The following is a 16,012-nucleotide window of genomic DNA, read 5'->3' as shown; positions in this document are numbered from 1 at the left end:
ATACGCCCCTGGCTGCGGGCGTCGTGCCCATCCAGTTGCGCGCAGTCGTGCCTCCCCCAGTGCCTTAAGGGCCTGGGAGGTGCCGCCAGGGCGGCTCCCGACCCACAGAGGCGGCACCCCGTCGCGCCGGGCTGCGCACCCGCCCCGCCGGCATGACCGGCCTCACGTCATCCACCGATCCGGCCGCGCATCCCTGCGCCCCGTACGAGACCGCTCCGCCTGCCCGCGCAGCAGCTCCGCCGCCTCCCCTGCGTCCCGCAACCGCGCGGTCACCGTCTTGTTCGCCCCGGTGTCCACGTGTACGTCGGCCACGCCCCACACCCGCTGCCACGGGCCCTGGGCCATCCGTACGCTCTGGACCTTCGCGTGCGGTACGAGCGCCAGGCTTCGGCGGAGGAGGCCGATGCGGGCGGCGAACACCGCGTCCGTGACCGTCAGGCCGTACCCACGCCACCACAGCGGCACACATCGGCCCGCCCGGCGGGGAGGACGGGAGAGGGAGGCGCGCGGGGGGACGGTCACTCCGGGCAGCACGCGTGCGACGACCGATTCGGCGACCTCGCGCGGGGCGACCGGGAGCAGGACCGAGTTGGAGGAGCCGGCCACGTCCAGTTCCACCCGTACCCAGCCGCGTCGGCGCCACAGCAGGGGTTCGACGAGCCGGACGGTCTGGACCCGGCCGGGCGGCACCGTTTCGTGGGCGCGGTCCAGCAGGCCGTGGTCGATGCGCAGCCCGTCCGGTGACTCGCCCACCGTCCAGTCGTACTCGGTGACGAATCGCCCCACACTGCTCGCCCCCGCCGCGCCGAACAGCGGGATCGCGGTGGCCAGGACCGTCCACGCGCTCTCGGTGGTCAGCCAGAGGACGGTCGGTACGACCAGTGCGGCGGCCAGTGTTCCCCAGGTCGCGCCGGTGAGGACGAGGGAGGTGGCCAGGACGGCCGGCGGGACCCGGAGGAGCTGGTGGGAGGGAGCCTCGCCTATTTCGTGTGCCGTTTCGGGGGCGAAACCGGCGGCTCGGGCGAGGAGTTCCGCGCGGAGCGTGCGTGCCTCCTCCGCACCCAGGAAGGCCAGTTCGTCTTTTTTGTCCGTGCCTATGACGTCGAGCTTGAGTTTCGCCACGCCCGCCACGCGCGCGAGGAGCGGCTGGGTGACGTCGATGGCCTGAATGCGTTCCAGCCGGATGTGCGCGGTGCGCCGGAACACCAGGCCGGTACGGATGCGCAGTTCGCTGTCGGTCACCGCGAAGTGCGTGTACCACCAGGTGAGGAAGCCGTACAGGGCGGCTGTGGGGATGACCACCGCGAGCGCCAGCAGGAGCGTGGTCGTGGTCAGTCTTGTCAGCTGGCGTTGCGCCTGGTCCGGGTCGTGCACCGCCCATCCGATGAGTACGGCCACCGGTGCCCACGCGCGCCTGAGCGGTGTGACGGGGTGCAGTCGGCGCTCGGTCACGGGGCGCTGTTCGCGTACGGCGTCGTCGACGCCCGGCGTCGTCACAGGCCCGCCGATCGGGCCTCGCCCAGCTCGGTGAGCCGGTCGCGCAGCCGTTCCGCCTCCGCCGGGTCGAGGCCGGGGATGGTGGCGTCGGTTGCCGCCGCCGCAGTGTGCAGCTGCACGCTGGCCAGGCCGAAGTGCCGCTCAACAGGGCCCGAGGTGACCTCGACCAGCTGCATGCGGCCGTACGGTACGACCGTCTCCTCCCGCCACAGCACCCCCCGGCTGATCAGCAGGTCGTCGGCGCGCTCGGCGTATCGCCAGGACCGCCAGTTGCGGCCGAGCATCACCCAGCCCCACGCCATCAGTGCCAGCGGGAGGACGGCGAAGGCGGCCCAGCCGGGGCCGGCGAGGATCCCGGGCAGCAGGGCCACGGCGACCGTCAGCAGGCCCAGCCACACCACCAGCAACAGCCGGCGCATCCGGAGCAGGCCGGGCGGCAGCCCGGTCCACGCCGGATCCGCCTCCACCCCGTCGGTCCCCACCCGCTCGTCTCCCGCCGTCCCCGTGTTCTCCGGGCTCCCCGTCTCCATGAGGCCAGCGTACGTAGGAGAGACTGTGTCCATGACTCCTACGACGGAGACCATGGTCGGTATCGGCGGCGCCGCGGAGAGCACCGACATGGTGCTCAACATCGGGCCCCAGCACCCGTCGACGCACGGCGTGCTGCGGCTGAAGCTGGTCCTCGACGGCGAGCGCATCACGAGCGCCGAGCCGGTGATCGGCTATATGCATCGCGGTGCGGAGAAGCTCTTCGAGGCCCGCGACTACCGCCAGATCATCATGCTCGCCAACCGCCACGACTGGCTGTCGGCCTTCTCCAACGAGCTGGGCGTCGTCCTCGCCGTGGAGCGCATGCTCGGCATGGAGGTGCCCGAGCGGGCGGTGTGGACGCGGACGCTGCTCGCCGAGCTCAACCGCGTGCTCAATCACCTGATGTTCCTCGGGTCGTATCCGCTGGAACTGGGCGGGATCACGCCGATCTTCTACGCCTTCACGGAGCGCGAGGAGCTCCAGCATGTGATGGAAGAGGTCTCCGGCGGGCGTATGCACTACATGTTCAACCGGGTGGGGGGCTTGAAGGAGGACCTGCCGGCCGGGTGGACCACGCGCGCGCGTGCCGCCGTCGCCGACGTGCGCTCCCGTATGGACCGCTTCGATGACCTCGTGCTCGGCAACGAGATCTTCCGGGGGCGCACGCGGGGCGTGGGCGCCCTTGCGCCGGAGACCGTCCACGCGTACGGCGTGAGCGGGCCGATCGCGCGCGGTTCGGGCGTCGACTTCGACCTGAGGAGGGACGAGCCGTATCTCGCCTACGGCGAGCTGCGGGACGTTCTGAACGTGGTGACCCGGCAGGAGGGTGACTGCCTCGCCCGGTTCGAGTGCCTGCTGGAGCAGACCCACAACTCCCTCGACCTGGCCGACGCCTGCCTCGACCGTCTCGCCGAGCTGCCGCCCGGGCCCATCAACCAGCGGCTGCCCAAGGTGCTGAAGGCTCCCGAGGGCCACACCTACGCGTGGACCGAGAACCCGCTCGGCATCAACGGCTACTACCTCGTCAGCAAGGGCGACAAGACTCCGTACCGGCTGAAGCTGCGCTCGGCGTCGTACAACAACATCCAGGCGCTGGTCGAGCTGCTGCCGGGGACGCTTGTCGCGGACATGGTGGCGATTCTGGGCTCGATGTTCTTCGTGGTGGGAGACATCGACAAGTAGGGCGACTGCTCAGTCCGCCAGTACGTCCGGGATTCCCACCGGCTGTACCAGCCATCCGAAGTCCCCGAGTCCGCCCGTCGCGGTGAGCTCGGCGGCCTCGCCCGCGGTCGCGAGGGCTCGTACGTAGTCGGCCGGGTGTGTGGAGGCCAGCTCAAGTGGGGGGCGTGCGCCCGTGATGCCCAGGGTGCGCAAGGCGTTGCGCTGGGACAGCAGGCGCGCGCCGGGCAGGGCGCACGCCGTTGCGCACGCGTCCAGCGCGACATGCGCCGTGATGTCGCACGAACCGTCCGGCACGGGCGTCGTCTCGCGCCCCTCGCGGAAGCCGGTGAGCGTTCCGAAGGGCGGCCGGGTCCGCGCCGTGTGCGCGTAGTCCACGGCGACCGCGAGACCTCGCTCCAGCGTCGCGACAGCGGCGGCCCAGGCCTCGTCCCGCGGGAGGCCGATCTCGGCCCGTAGCCCTTCAAGAGTCGGTGCGTCCGGAACGGCACGCGCGCCCTGCGCAACCAGCGCCTCCTCCGTGGCTCGCGCGCTCTCCGCGCCCCGCGCTTCCTCCGCGCGCCCCAGCGGCCACCACCGCGCCAGCCACTCCGCCTCCGCGCCGGTGACCGGCTCTCCGAGGCGTTCGGTGCCGTCCCGTCGTACGAGGACCTGGCGTGGCACGCCCGCGGAGTCCGCCTCCGCGACCTCCAGGGGGACGTTGTCCAGCCACTCGTTGGCGAACAGCAGGCCCGTGATCCGCTGCGGCGGCTCGGGCAGCCACTCGATCCGGTGATCGAGGGCTGGCGGGCGGTCGGCGAGCTCGACGGCGTACGCACGCGTGCGTGCCGCCACGTCGGCGGGGAGCGCGGCCAGGACGCGGGTGACCAGTTCGCCCCGCCCTGCCGCCATGTCCACGAAGTCGAGCGGGGCGGGCCGCCCCAGAGCCTCGTCGACCCGGCAGAGCAGCCGGGCCACGGCACCGGCGAAGAGCGGCGACGCGTGGACGGACGTACGGAAGTGGCCGGCTGGTCCCTCGGGCCTGCGATAGAAGCCGTGCGGCCCGTAGAGGGCGGACTCCGCCGCCGCACGCCACCCGCGCCACTCGTCCGTCGCCTCTGCTGTCACCGGCCCAGGCTAAGCGCACAGGGGAACACAGCCTCCACCTTGCGGAGTACGCGCGCGTGATGCGGATCGGCCCTCCGGTTGACCCCTGCACGCATCTCACTTCCCTACTCTGGGTTACGTGCAGCGCCTCTATGACTTCCTCCGCAGGCACCCGACATGGGTCGACAGCTTCTGGGCCGTCTTCCTTCTCGGGATCTCTGTGATGATCGTGGCCGTCGAGCAGACGGGCGGACAGGAGGCGCGCGGCACCGAATCCGAGGCAGCCATCATCCCGGTGGTCCTCCTGTTGTGCCTGGTGATCGCGTTGCGCCGGCGCATGCCGGAGAAGATGCTGCTGCTGGCCATAGGCGTGGGACTGGCCCAGCTGGTGCTGGACGTGGCGACCACACCCGCCAACTTCGCCTTCCTGGTGATCACCTACACCGTCGCGGCGACCGGCGCCCGCTGGGCCTCCCGGCTCGCGCTGGGCGTGGGGCTGTTCGCGGCGCCCCTGGCGCAGCTGCGCTGGCCGGAGAAGGACTCCAGCGTTCTGGGCAACATCGCCCTGGTGATCTTCATGACGGTGCCGTTCGCGCTCGCCTGGGTGCTCGGCGACTCGATCCGCACCCGCCGCGCCTACTACGAGCAGCTCGAGGAGCGCGCGACCCGGCTCGAAAAGGAGCGCGAGGCGCAGGCCAAGGTCGCGGTCGCCGCCGAACGCGCCCGGATCGCGCGCGAGCTGCACGACGTCGTCGCGCACAACGTCTCCGTGATGGTGGTGCAGGCCGACGGCGCCGCCTACGTGCTGGACGCCGCCCCCGACCAGGCCAAGAAGGCCCTGGAGACCATCTCCTCCACCGGCCGCCAGGCCCTCGCCGAGATGCGCCGCCTGCTCGGCGTCCTGCGCACCGGCGAGCACCAGGAGGGCGGCGAGTACGTCCCGCAGCCCGACGTCGAGCAGATCGACGACCTCATCCAGCAGTGCCGCAACTCCGGACTGCCGGTCGACTTCAAGGTCGAGGGCACCCCGCGCCCGCTGCCCAGCGGCGTCGAGCTGACGGCGTACCGCATCGTGCAGGAGGCGCTCACCAACACGCGCAAGCACGGTGGGCCCAACGCGGGCGCGAGCGTGCGCCTGGTCTACTTCGACGACGGCCTCGGTCTGCTCGTCGAGGACGACGGCAAGGGCGCCCCGCACGAGCTGTACGAGGACGGCGGCGCCGACGGGAAGGGGCACGGCCTGATCGGGATGCGCGAGCGGGTCGGCATGGTCGGCGGCACCCTGGACGCTGGGCCGCGCCCGGGCGGAGGATTCCGTATCAGTGCGCTGCTGCCGCTCAAACCGGCACACTGACGCCGGCCCACAAGACCATGCCGTTCATTGACACCTGTAAGGAAGAGGACCCGATGACGATCCGCGTGATGCTCGTCGACGACCAGGTGCTGCTGCGCACCGGGTTCCGGATGGTGCTCGCCGCCCAGCCGGACATGGAGGTCGTCGCGGAGGCGGGCGACGGAGTCGAGGCCCTCCAGGTGCTGCGCTCGACCGCCGTCGACGTCGTGCTGATGGACGTGCGCATGCCGAAGCTGGACGGCGTGGAGACCACCCGCCGTATCTGCTCGGAGCCCGACCCGCCCAAGGTTCTGATCCTGACCACGTTCGACCTCGACGAGTACGCCTTCTCCGGCCTGAAGGCGGGCGCCTCCGGCTTCATGCTCAAGGACGTGCCGCCCGGCGAGCTCCTCGGCGCCATCCGCTCGGTGCACAGCGGCGACGCGGTGGTGGCCCCGTCGACGACCCGGCGGCTCCTCGACCGGTTCGCGCCGATGCTGCCCTCCGCCGGCAAGGAGCCCCAGCACAAGGAGCTGGAGCGCCTCACCGACCGTGAGCGCGAGGTCATGGTGCTGGTCGCGCAGGGCCTGTCCAACGGTGAGATCGCGGCTCGGCTGGTGCTGTCCGAGGCGACGGTGAAGACCCACGTGGGCCGCATCCTGACCAAGCTCGGGCTGCGGGACCGCGTGCAGGTGGTGGTCCTGGCGTACGAGACGGGGCTGGTGCGGGCCGGCGGGCACGGTTGAGTACGGCCTACGGCTCACGCCGGCGGCCGTGACCCCCGCGTGACCGGTGCCCACTAGGGTCTGCGCATGCTCCTGTGGATCAACGGCCCCTTCGGGGGCGGCAAGACACAGACCGCACACGAGATCCGGCGCCGCCTGCCCGGCAGCGTGATCTGCGATCCCGAGCACGCAGGGTTCGGCCTGCGGCGGATGCTTCCACCGGAACTGCGGGCGGACTTCCAGGACTTGGCATCCTGGCGGCAGGGCGTCGTCGAGGTCCTCGACCTCGCCCTCACCAAGCACGACGGTGTGGTGATCGCCCCCATGACGGTCACCGACCCGGACTACTTCGCCGAGACGGTCGGCCGACTGCGCGAACTCGGACACGACGTACGGCACTTCACCCTCCTCGCCGAGCGGGAGACCGTGCTGCAGCGGCTGCGCGAGCGCGGCTTCGGTCACCTCCTTCAGCTCGTCGCCGGCAAGAACGCCGGTCTGCGAAAGAACGCCGTTCTGCGCCGGGAGAGTTGGGCCGTACAGCAGCTCGACCACTGCCTGGAGCGGCTGAGCGAGCCGGAGTTCGCCGAGCATCTGTGGACGGACCACACGACCGTGCCCCGGACGGCGGACCGGATCGCCGTCCTGGCCGGGCTGAGGCTGCGGCCGAACAACGAGGGGGCGCTGCGGACACGGCTGCGGCAGGTGGGCGTCGGGGTCAGGCACATCCGGTTCGACTGACGGTCACCTGAGGAGCGCCTCCAGGAAGTCGCTGCCGAGCCGCGCGACCGCGGTGGCGTCCAGCTGGTGAAGGACGTACCGCCCCCGGCGGCGGGTGGTGATCAGGCCCGCCTTCTTGAGGACGCCCAGGTGCCGGGATATCTCGGGCGCGGTCATGCCGTGGATCTGGACGAGTTCGCTCGTGGTGTACGTGCTGCGGGCGAGGTTGCGGCAGAGCTGCATCCGCACCGGGTGGGACAGGGCGGTCATCCGCAGGGCCAGCTGGTCGACCGAGGGCGGCGCGGCGAGCCCGGGGGAGCCGACCGGGTAGTGCAGCGCCGGCTGCCAGCCGTACCGGTCCAGCACCTGCAGATGCGGCCAGCCCAGGCTCGTCGGCACGAGCAGCAGGCTGCTGTCCTTGATGACGGTGTGGCCCAGCCGCAGCTTGTCGATGGTGACCCTGCCTGCGGCCTCGTCGACGCTCACCGCAGGGGACACCGCGGTCAGCGCCTCGGCCAGCCCCTTGTGCCGCAGCAGGTCGGTCTTGTGGCGGGCGTCCGCCGCGAGCTGGTGGCGCAGCCGGGACCAGGCGTCCGCGAAGAACACCTCGTCGCAGTCCTCCAGGAACTGGCGCAGCCAGGCCCGGATGTGCGGCGGATCGTCGAGCAGCCGTCGGCTGAACCGCAACTGCTGCGGCCCGCGCGCGGCCGCCAGCTCCAGAGCGCGCCCGCGCAGCTCCGCGTCGGCCAGCACGGGAGGTGACGGCGTGCTGTAGGGGAGCGCGCAGGTGAACTCCAGGGCGGCGTCCACGAACTGCTCGTCCGTCAGCTTGTCCAGCAGGTCCAGCTCCTCGGCGAGCGTGGCACCCGGCAGCGTGTTCCCTCCAGGGATGCCTGCGTACGGCAGGAACAGGTCCGAGAACGTCGTCCGCCACAGGAAGTCGGCCTCGCACATCCGGTCGGCCAGATGCGAGTCCAGCCGCGCCGTCACGCCCGTCACCCAGCCCTGCAGGCCCGGGTGGTGCCCCGGCTCGGACAGCGCGTGCAGCGCCATGCCGAGCTCGGCCAGGGGCGAGGGAACGACGGCGACCCTCTCCGGCCGCAGCCCCGCGATGTCGATGCTCACGCTCATGCCCTCATGGTGCACCCCGCCACTGACAACGCGGCCGTCGATTGACAGCGGCCGTCAATCGACGCGACGTGACGGCGGGGTCGACGCAACCTGGGATCACCGGGACAGCCGCGGAGCCCGATCACCATCACCCATGACTCACCCCACCCATGGCTCCCCCACCCATCACTCCCACCGCCCGTGACTCCTATGTCCCGAGAAGGCGATCCGCCATGAGCATCACGCAGCAGTACCTCCTCGACACCTACCGCGCCCGGCAGCTCGGCGAGCCCGCCCCGCCCGCGCCCGGCGGCCAGGACTGGCAGGTCGTCCGTGAGTGGCGCGACCACCGGCAGTTCCGGGCGGTCGTCGCCGGGCGTCCGGCCCACGGGCGCATACGGCAGGCTCTCGGGCGGTGGCTGCGGGTGCGGCCCCGTTCTACTTGGTGACCTCCTCGGTCAGCAGGGCCACGAACCGGGCGACGGCCTCCTTCACGTCGTCGGCCGTCCACTCGAGCCCGGGGGCCCGTACGTAGACCTCGGTGAAGGCCAGGTCCGGCCCCTTGGCGTCCCAGCTGTTGGCGAACAGGACGGTCTTCGTCTCCTCGGCCTGGCGGATCGCCGCCTCCGCGAGGACATCGGCGTCGTACGGCAGCCAGACCTGGAACTCGTGCGTGTGCGGCGGTTCGGGGTGGACCCGCGTCCACGGCACCCCGGCCGCCGCGAACCCCTCACGCAGGGCGGCGGCGATCACGCGCGCGTGGGCGACGTACTCGGGCAGCCGGGGCAGCTCCCGCTCCAGGCCGGCGAGCGCCGACAGCGCGGTGGGGAACTGCTGGTAGACCGTGCCGCCGTAGCGGTGCCGCCAGGCCTTCGCCTCGTCCACCAGCGTCTTGGGACCGGCCAGGGCCGCGCCGCCGAAGCCGTCGAGGGACTTGTAGAACGACACGTACACGCTGTCCGCCAGGCCCGCGATCTCCTCCAACGGGCGGCCGAAGTGGACGGTGGACTCCCACAGGCGCGCACCGTCGAAGTGCACCACCGCGTCGCGCTCCCGCGCCGCCTCCACCACCTCCGTGAGCTCCTCCCACGAGGGGAGGACGAAACCGGCGTCCCTGAGGGGCAGTTCCAGCATCAGCGCCCCGAAGGGCTCGTCGAAGTCGCGTACCTCGGCGGCGGTCGGCAGACGGGGCTCGCTCGTCATGCGGACCGGGCGCAGGCCGCTGACCTGGCTGAACGCGTGCCGTTCGTGCACCTCGGGGTGGGCCAGCGCATGTAGGGCGACGGTCGGGTTGCCGGTGCGGCCCGCCCAGCAGCGCAGGGCCACCTGCTGGGCCATCGTGCCCGTCGGGAAGAACGCGGCGGCCTCCGTGCCGAGCAGCCCGGCGGTCTTCTCCTCCAGGGCCTCGACGATGCCGTCGCCGTAGATGTCCGCCGGCTCGTCCAGGTCGTGCAGATCCAGCGCACGCGCCTCATCCAGCAGCGCCAGGCGCTCGCGGAGGGTGCTCAGGAAACCGGGGCGCGCGAGTATGCGCTGCGCGCCGTGGAGGGCGGCGATGCGCCGTTCACGGCGCCGTTTGCGCCGCTCGTCGTCCGACAGCCGCTCGCCCGACAATGGCTCGCCCGGTGTTCGCCCGTCCGGTGACCGGCGGCCCGGCGACCGCTCATCCAGCTCCATCCCTGCCCGCTGCCCGCCGCCCTGCTCCGCCGTATCGCTCATGCCCCGGATCATCCCGCGCGCCCGCCCAGGCGGGCACCCGCATTTCGCGCCCGCCCCACCCCGCCGGCACACGTGCAAAGCACCACCCCGCCGGCCCGCGTGCGAAGGCGTGGCGTAACCCACAGCCTGTGGACAACCGAACGCCCCTCGAACCGATCGCGTTAACATGACGAGAAATCGTCCGGTACCCAGAGCGGACTGGAACGGGAAGGCCGCCGTCGAGTGAGTACAAGCCAACTGCCAGATCCCAAGGACCGCCCCGCGCGGCTCACCGTCGGTGTCGTCGGCGCCGGCCGCGTGGGTCCCGCGCTCGCCGCGTCCCTCCAGCTCGCCGGACACCGCCCCGTGGCCGTCTCCGGGGTCTCCGACGCCTCCCGGCGCCGAGCCGAGCGGATGCTCCCCGACGTGCCGCTCGTGCCGCCCGCCGAAGTCCTCGCGCGCGCCGAACTGGTGCTGCTGACCGTCCCGGACGACGCGCTGCCCGGCCTGGTCGAGGGCCTCGCCGAGACCGGGGCCGTACGGCCGGGCCAGCTGCTGGTGCACACCTCCGGGCGGTACGGCGCGAAGGTCCTCGACCCCGCCCTGCGCGCGGGCGCGCTGCCCCTGGCCCTGCACCCGGCGATGACCTTCACCGGCACCCCCGTGGACGTCCAGCGCCTCGCCGGCTGCTCCTTCGGCGTCACCGCGCCCGAGGAACTGCGGCTGGCCGCCGAGGCCCTCGTCATCGAGATGGGCGGCGAACCGGAGTGGATCGCCGAGGAGATGCGCCCGCTCTACCACGCGGCCCTCGCGCTGGGCGCCAACCACCTGGTGACCCTCGTCGCCCAGTCCATGGAGCTGTTGCGCGAGGCGGGCGTGGCGGCCCCCGACCGCATGCTGGGCCCCCTGCTCGGCGCCGCGCTCGACAACGCGCTGCGCTCCGGGGACGCGGCCCTGACCGGCCCCGTCGCGCGCGGGGACGCGGGCACCGTCGCCGCGCACGTCACCGAGCTGCGCCGGCACGCCCCGCAGACCGTCGCCGGCTACCTCGCGATGGCACGCGCGACCGCCGACCGGGCACTCGCCCACGGACTGCTCAAGCCGGAGCTCGCCGAGGACCTCCTCGGGGTACTCGCCAACGGGACCAACGGCGCCGAGGGAGAGGCCCGATGACCACCACCCTGCTGCGCACCGCCGGTGAACTGCACGCGCGCGTGCGCGACGGCCGCCGCGCCGTCGTGATGACCATGGGCGCCCTGCACGAGGGCCACGCCACCCTCATCCGCACCGCGCGCGAGATCGCCGGACCGGATGGCGAGGTCGTCGTCACCGTCTTCGTGAACCCCCTGCAGTTCGGCAAGGGCGAGGACCTCGACCGCTACCCGCGCACCCTGGACGCCGACCTCAAGATCGCCGAACAGGCGGGCGCGGACGCCGTGTTCGCCCCTGCCGTGGACGAGGTCTACCCCGGCGGCGAGCCCCAGGTCCGCATCAGCGCCGGCCCCATGGGCGAGCGCCTGGAGGGCTCCTCGCGCCCCGGCCACTTCGACGGCATGCTCACGGTCGTCGCCAAGCTGCTGCACCTCACCCGGCCCGACGTCGCCCTGTACGGCCAGAAGGACGCCCAGCAGCTCGCCCTGATCCGCCGCATGGTGCGCGACCTGAACTTCGGCGTCGAGATCGTCGGCGTCCCGACCGTGCGCGAGGAGGACGGCCTCGCGCTCTCCAGCCGCAACCGCTACCTCTCGCCCAAGGAACGGCGCACCGCGCTCGCGCTGTCCCAGGCGCTGTTCGCAGGCCGCGACCGCCACGCGGCGCAGGAGGCACTGCGCGCACGGGCGCGCGAAGTGCCCGCCACGCGCGCGCGTGCCGAGGCGCTCAGCGCCATAGGGGAGTCCCGCGCGGCGGCCGACGCGCACGCCGTGTCCAAAGCCGTCCCCGGCGCCCCGGCGGCCGTCCTCGCGGCCGCACGCCTGGTCCTCGACGAGGCCGCCCGCCTCGACCCGCCGCTCGAACTGGACTACATCGCCCTCGTCGACCCGTCGGACTTCACGCAGATCACCGAGGACGGCTTCACCGGCGAGGCCGTCCTCGCCGTCGCCGCCCGGGTCGGGACGACCCGGCTGATCGACAATATCCCCCTCACCTTCGGAGCCGCCTCGTGACCAGCACAGGCATACGACTGCACGCGCCCGCGCCCGGGTGGTCCATCTCCGCGGACGTCGTGGTCGTCGGCTCCGGCGTCGCCGGCCTGACCGCCGCCCTGCGCTGCGAGGCCGCCGGCCTGACGACCGTCGTCGTCACCAAGGCCCGCCTCGACGACGGCTCCACTCGCTGGGCCCAGGGCGGCATCGCAGCTGCCCTGGGCGAGGGCGACACCCCCGAACAGCACCTCGACGACACCCTGGTCGCGGGCGCGGGCCTGTGCGACGAGGAGGCCGTACGGCTCCTCGTCACGGAGGGCCCCGACGCCGTACGCCGCCTGATCGAGACCGGCGCCCACTTCGACGAGTCGGAGGAAGGCGGCCTGGAGCTCACCCGCGAGGGCGGCCACCACCGCCGCCGTATCGCCCACGCCGGCGGCGACGCGACGGGCGCGGAGATCTCCCGAGCCCTCGTCGAGGCGGTACGCGCGCGTGGCCTGCGCACGATCGAGAACGCGCTCGTCCTGGACCTCCTCACGGACGCGGACGGCCGTACGGCGGGCGTCACCCTGCACGTCATGGGCGAGGGCCAGCACGACGGCGTAGGAGCGGTCCACGCCCCCGCAGTGGTCCTGGCGACCGGCGGCATGGGCCAGGTCTTCTCGGCGACGACGAACCCGTCCGTGTCGACCGGCGACGGAGTCGCCCTCGCCCTGCGCGCGGGCGCCGAGGTGAGCGACCTGGAATTCGTCCAGTTCCACCCCACCGTCCTCTTCCTCGGCCCCGACGCCGAGGGCCAGCAGCCCCTGGTCTCCGAGGCGGTCCGCGGCGAGGGCGCCCACCTCGTCGACGCCGACGGCGTGCGCTTCATGCTGGGACAGCACGAACTCGCCGAACTCGCCCCCCGGGACATCGTCGCCAAGGGCATCATGCGCCGCATGCAGGAGCAGGACGCCGAGCACATGTTCCTCGACGCGCGGCACTTCGGCGCCGACATGTGGGAGCACCGTTTCCCGACGATCCTCGCCGCCTGCCGCGCGAACGGCATCGACCCGGTCACCACCCCCATCCCGATCGCCCCGGCCGCCCACTACGCCTCCGGAGGCGTGCGCACCGACTCCCACGGCCGTACGACCGTCCCCGGCCTGTACGCCTGCGGCGAGGTGGCCTGCACGGGCGTGCACGGCGCCAACCGCCTGGCCTCCAACTCCCTGCTCGAGGGCCTGGTCTACGCCGAGCGCATCGCGGCGGACATCGCGGCCGCCCGCGCGGCCAACGGCCTCCACGCGCGCGTGCCGCACCCCGTGCCGTACCCCGAAACACCGGAGCACCCCCTCCTCACCCCCGAGGCCCGCTTCGCGATCCAGCGGATCATGACGGACGGCGCCGGCGTCCTGCGCTCCGCCGAGTCCCTCGCCAAGGCCGCCGAGCAGATCCAGCAGCTGCACACCGACGCCCGCGACGCCCTCGCCGAGAACGGCAAGACCGCCGAGCCCGGCGTCGACACCTGGGAGGCCACCAACCTCCTGTGCGTCGCCCGCGTCCTGGTGGCTGCGGCACAGCTCCGCGACGAGACCCGAGGCTGCCACTGGCGTGAGGACAGCCCCGACCGCGACGACACGGCCTGGCGCCGCCACATCGTCGTACGCCTGAACCCGGACCGGACACTGGCCGTGCACACCACCGAGACCCCAGACTTCCCCCCGACCCGGCAGCCACAGCAGGAGCAGTGACAGAAGTGACCACCCCCGACCTTCCCCTCGCCTCGAACGGCGGCTGCGGCGGCGACTGCGCCTGCGGTGCGGACACCGACGGCGAGGAGTACCTGGAGTGCGGGCTCGACCCCGCGCTCGCACAGCTCCTCGCCGACGCGGGCCTCGACCCCGTCGAGGTCGAGGACATCGCCAACGTGGCCATCCAGGAGGACCTGGCGCACGGCGTGGACGTGACGACGGTCGCCACCATCCCCGAAGACGCGGTCGCCACCGCCGACTTCGTCGCGCGCGAGGCGGGCGTCGTGGCGGGCCTCAGGGTCGCCGAAGCAGTGGTCTCGATCGTCTGCGAGGACGAGTTCGAGGTGGAGCGCCACGTCGAGGACGGCGACCGCGTGGAGCCGGGCCAGAAGCTCCTCTCCGTCACCACCCGCACCCGCGACCTCCTGACGGCCGAGCGCAGCGCGCTGAACATCCTCTGCCGCCTGTCGGGCATCGCGACGGCCACGCGCGCGTGGGCGGACGTACTGGAGGGCACGAAGGCGAAGGTCCGGGACACCCGCAAGACGACCCCGGGCCTGCGCGCCCTGGAGAAGTACGCGGTCCGCTGCGGCGGCGGCGTCAACCACCGCATGTCCCTGTCCGACGCGGCCCTGGTCAAGGACAACCACGTGGTGGCGGCAGGCGGCGTGGCGCAGGCGTTCAAGGCGGTCCGCGAAGCCTTCCCCGACCTCCCCATCGAGGTCGAGGTGGACACCCTCCACCAGCTCCGCGAGGTGGTGGACGTGGGCGCGGACCTGATCCTGCTGGACAACTTCACGCCGATCGAGTGCGAGGAGGCGGTGGCGCTCGTGCACGGCCGCGCAGCCCTCGAAGCATCGGGCCGCCTGACCCTGGACAACGCCAAGGCGTACGCGGACACGGGCGTCGACTACCTGGCCGTAGGGGCCCTCACCCACTCCTCGCCGATCCTGGACATCGGCCTGGACCTGCGAGCGGCGGAGTAGGAACGGGCATGCTCCTCACGATCGACGTAGGCAACACCCACACCGTCCTCGGCCTCTTCGACGGCGAGGACATCGTCGAGCACTGGCGCATCTCGACGGACGCCCGCCGCACGGCCGACGAACTGGCGGTGCTCCTCCAGGGCCTGATGGGCATGCACCCGCTCCTCGGCGAGGAACTGGGCGACGGCATCGACGGCATCGCCATCTGCGCGACGGTCCCGTCGGTCCTCCACGAACTCCGCGAAGTGACCCGCCGCTACTACGGCGACGTCCCCGCGGTGCTGGTGGAGCCCGGAGTGAAGACGGGCGTACCGATCCTGACCGACAACCCCAAGGAGGTGGGCGCCGACCGCATCATCAACGCGGTGGCGGCGGTCGACCTCTACGGCGGACCGGCCATCGTCGTCGACTTCGGTACGGCGACGACGTTCGACGCGGTCAGCGCGCGCGGCGAGTACATCGGCGGGGTCATCGCCCCCGGCATCGAGATCTCGGTCGAGGCACTCGGCGTGCGCGGCGCCCAGCTCCGCAAGATCGAGGTGGCCCGCCCTCGCAGCGTCATCGGCAAGAACACCGTCGAGGCCATGCAGTCCGGCATCATCTACGGCTTCGCCGGCCAGGTGGACGGCGTGGTCAACCGCATGGCCCGCGAACTCGCCGACGACCCGGAAGACGTCACGGTCATCGCGACGGGTGGCCTCGCACCGATGGTCCTCGGCGAATCCTCGGTCATCGACGAACACGAGCCGTGGCTGACGCTGATCGGCCTACGCCTGGTGTACGAACGCAACGTCTCCCGCATGTGACTCCGTCGGTCGGGCCGACCCACCACGCGCGGCCACTTTCCGGCACACCGGCGTCGGCGTGGGGCCCTCCTGGGGGCCTGCGGCCCCCAGACCCCCGCTTCGGCCCTGAAGGGGCCTCGTCCTCAAACGCCGGACGGGCTGAGGATGGCCTGGACCGGCGTGGGGGCTGGGTGGGGGTGGGTCGCGCAGCCCGGCGCTGACGGGGTGCCGCCTCTGTGGGCCGGGAGCCGCCCCAGCGGCACGACTGCCCGCAGCTACGTCGGCCTGACGGCCGCAGTTGCGCAGGCTACGGCGGACCGCGGCGGGCGGGGGACAGCCACCAGCTAGGCACGCTGCTGCGGCCGCCCGGCGATGGCGTTTACCCCGTAGGCCCGCGGCCAGGCACGCTGCTGCGGCCATGCGGCGCTGGCGCGTACCCCCGCAGGGCCCGCAGCTGGGCACGCTGCTGCGGTCACGTGGCGCTGGCG

At 72.5% G+C, this 16,012-nt stretch carries 15 protein-coding genes; 10 read left to right on the top strand and 5 right to left on the bottom strand.

What is annotated here, in order from left to right:
• Positions 1-162: 162 nt before the first annotated feature.
• Together ACZ7L6_RS14165 and ACZ7L6_RS14160 are read right to left on the bottom strand one after the other, a co-directional pair.
• Positions 163-1,497, bottom strand: coding sequence for a PH domain-containing protein (locus ACZ7L6_RS14165; protein WP_471923520.1), 1,335 nt, complete (start codon positions 1,495-1,497; stop codon positions 163-165).
• A complete protein-coding gene (locus ACZ7L6_RS14160; RefSeq protein ID WP_471923518.1) occupies positions 1,494-2,027 on the bottom strand; it encodes a PH domain-containing protein in 534 nt (177 codons plus the stop codon). Before ACZ7L6_RS14160 ends, ACZ7L6_RS14165 begins: the two co-directional genes overlap by 4 nt.
• Before the next feature lie 31 nt (positions 2,028-2,058).
• Between ACZ7L6_RS14160 and ACZ7L6_RS14155 the strand changes: the two genes are divergently transcribed.
• Entirely contained in the window at positions 2,059-3,210 is a 1,152-nt protein-coding gene (locus ACZ7L6_RS14155; protein WP_471923516.1) for an NADH-quinone oxidoreductase subunit D, read from the top strand.
• Positions 3,211-3,219: 9 nt separating this feature from the next.
• Here ACZ7L6_RS14155 and ACZ7L6_RS14150 read toward each other — a convergent pair whose 3' ends face one another.
• The gene (locus tag ACZ7L6_RS14150) at positions 3,220-4,314 is read right to left on the bottom strand and encodes an SAM-dependent methyltransferase (RefSeq protein ID WP_471923514.1); all 1,095 of its coding nucleotides are present in this window, start codon (positions 4,312-4,314) and stop codon (positions 3,220-3,222) included.
• 118 nt (positions 4,315-4,432) lie between these two features.
• Here ACZ7L6_RS14150 and ACZ7L6_RS14145 point away from each other — a divergent pair, with 118 nt between their 5' ends.
• The 3 genes from ACZ7L6_RS14145 to ACZ7L6_RS14135 all read left to right on the top strand — a co-directional run bounded on the left by ACZ7L6_RS14145 (position 4,433) and on the right by ACZ7L6_RS14135 (position 7,089).
• Entirely contained in the window at positions 4,433-5,647 is a 1,215-nt protein-coding gene (locus ACZ7L6_RS14145) for a sensor histidine kinase (protein WP_471923512.1), read from the top strand.
• A 53-nt stretch (positions 5,648-5,700) separates the two neighbouring features.
• Positions 5,701-6,372, top strand: a complete 672-nt coding sequence (locus tag ACZ7L6_RS14140; protein WP_471923510.1) for a response regulator transcription factor — start codon at positions 5,701-5,703, stop codon at positions 6,370-6,372.
• A 66-nt stretch (positions 6,373-6,438) separates the two neighbouring features.
• Positions 6,439-7,089: an AAA family ATPase gene (locus ACZ7L6_RS14135; protein WP_471923508.1), complete on the top strand. Its 651-nt coding sequence runs from the start codon at positions 6,439-6,441 to the stop codon at positions 7,087-7,089.
• 3 nt (positions 7,090-7,092) lie between these two features.
• Here the strand turns inward: ACZ7L6_RS14135 and ACZ7L6_RS14130 are convergent, their stop codons facing one another.
• Positions 7,093-8,199 carry a DUF5937 family protein gene (locus ACZ7L6_RS14130; protein ID WP_471923506.1) on the bottom strand — a complete coding sequence of 369 codons (1,107 nt, stop codon included), beginning with the start codon at positions 8,197-8,199 and terminating at the stop codon, positions 7,093-7,095.
• Between the two features lie 212 nt (positions 8,200-8,411).
• Here ACZ7L6_RS14130 and ACZ7L6_RS14125 point away from each other — a divergent pair, with 212 nt between their 5' ends.
• Entirely contained in the window at positions 8,412-8,627 is a 216-nt protein-coding gene (locus ACZ7L6_RS14125) for a hypothetical protein (protein WP_471923504.1), read from the top strand.
• On the opposite strand, the gene ACZ7L6_RS14120 is transcribed toward ACZ7L6_RS14125, so the two are convergent.
• Complete coding sequence (locus ACZ7L6_RS14120) at positions 8,617-9,897, bottom strand: threonine aldolase family protein (protein WP_471923502.1); 1,281 nt, start codon at positions 9,895-9,897, stop codon at positions 8,617-8,619. The genes ACZ7L6_RS14125 and ACZ7L6_RS14120 overlap by 11 nt on opposite strands.
• Before the next feature lie 222 nt (positions 9,898-10,119).
• On the opposite strand from ACZ7L6_RS14120, the gene ACZ7L6_RS14115 reads away from it, so the two are divergent.
• The 5 genes from ACZ7L6_RS14115 to ACZ7L6_RS14095 are packed head-to-tail and all read left to right on the top strand — an operon-like array spanning position 10,120 to position 15,545.
• Positions 10,120-11,049, top strand: a complete 930-nt coding sequence (locus ACZ7L6_RS14115; protein WP_471923500.1) for a Rossmann-like and DUF2520 domain-containing protein — start codon at positions 10,120-10,122, stop codon at positions 11,047-11,049.
• On the top strand, positions 11,046-12,041 hold the full coding sequence (gene panC / locus ACZ7L6_RS14110) for a pantoate--beta-alanine ligase (RefSeq protein WP_471923498.1): 996 nt from the start codon (positions 11,046-11,048) through the stop codon (positions 12,039-12,041). The genes ACZ7L6_RS14115 and panC overlap by 4 nt, the downstream gene beginning before the upstream one ends.
• On the top strand, positions 12,038-13,753 hold the full coding sequence (locus tag ACZ7L6_RS14105; protein ID WP_471923496.1) for an L-aspartate oxidase: 1,716 nt from the start codon (positions 12,038-12,040) through the stop codon (positions 13,751-13,753). Before panC ends, ACZ7L6_RS14105 begins: the two co-directional genes overlap by 4 nt.
• A gap of 5 nt (positions 13,754-13,758) precedes the next feature.
• Positions 13,759-14,739 carry a carboxylating nicotinate-nucleotide diphosphorylase gene (nadC, locus tag ACZ7L6_RS14100; protein WP_471923494.1) on the top strand — a complete coding sequence of 327 codons (981 nt, stop codon included), beginning with the start codon at positions 13,759-13,761 and terminating at the stop codon, positions 14,737-14,739.
• A gap of 8 nt (positions 14,740-14,747) precedes the next feature.
• Positions 14,748-15,545, top strand: coding sequence for a type III pantothenate kinase (locus tag ACZ7L6_RS14095; protein WP_471923492.1), 798 nt, complete (start codon positions 14,748-14,750; stop codon positions 15,543-15,545).
• The last annotated feature ends 467 nt before the right edge of the window (positions 15,546-16,012 follow it).

Source organism: Streptomyces sp. NPDC107522, assembly GCF_055657525.1.
The sequence above is the reverse complement of the archived record's forward strand: the minus strand, read 5'-3'. Positions and strand labels throughout refer to the sequence as shown.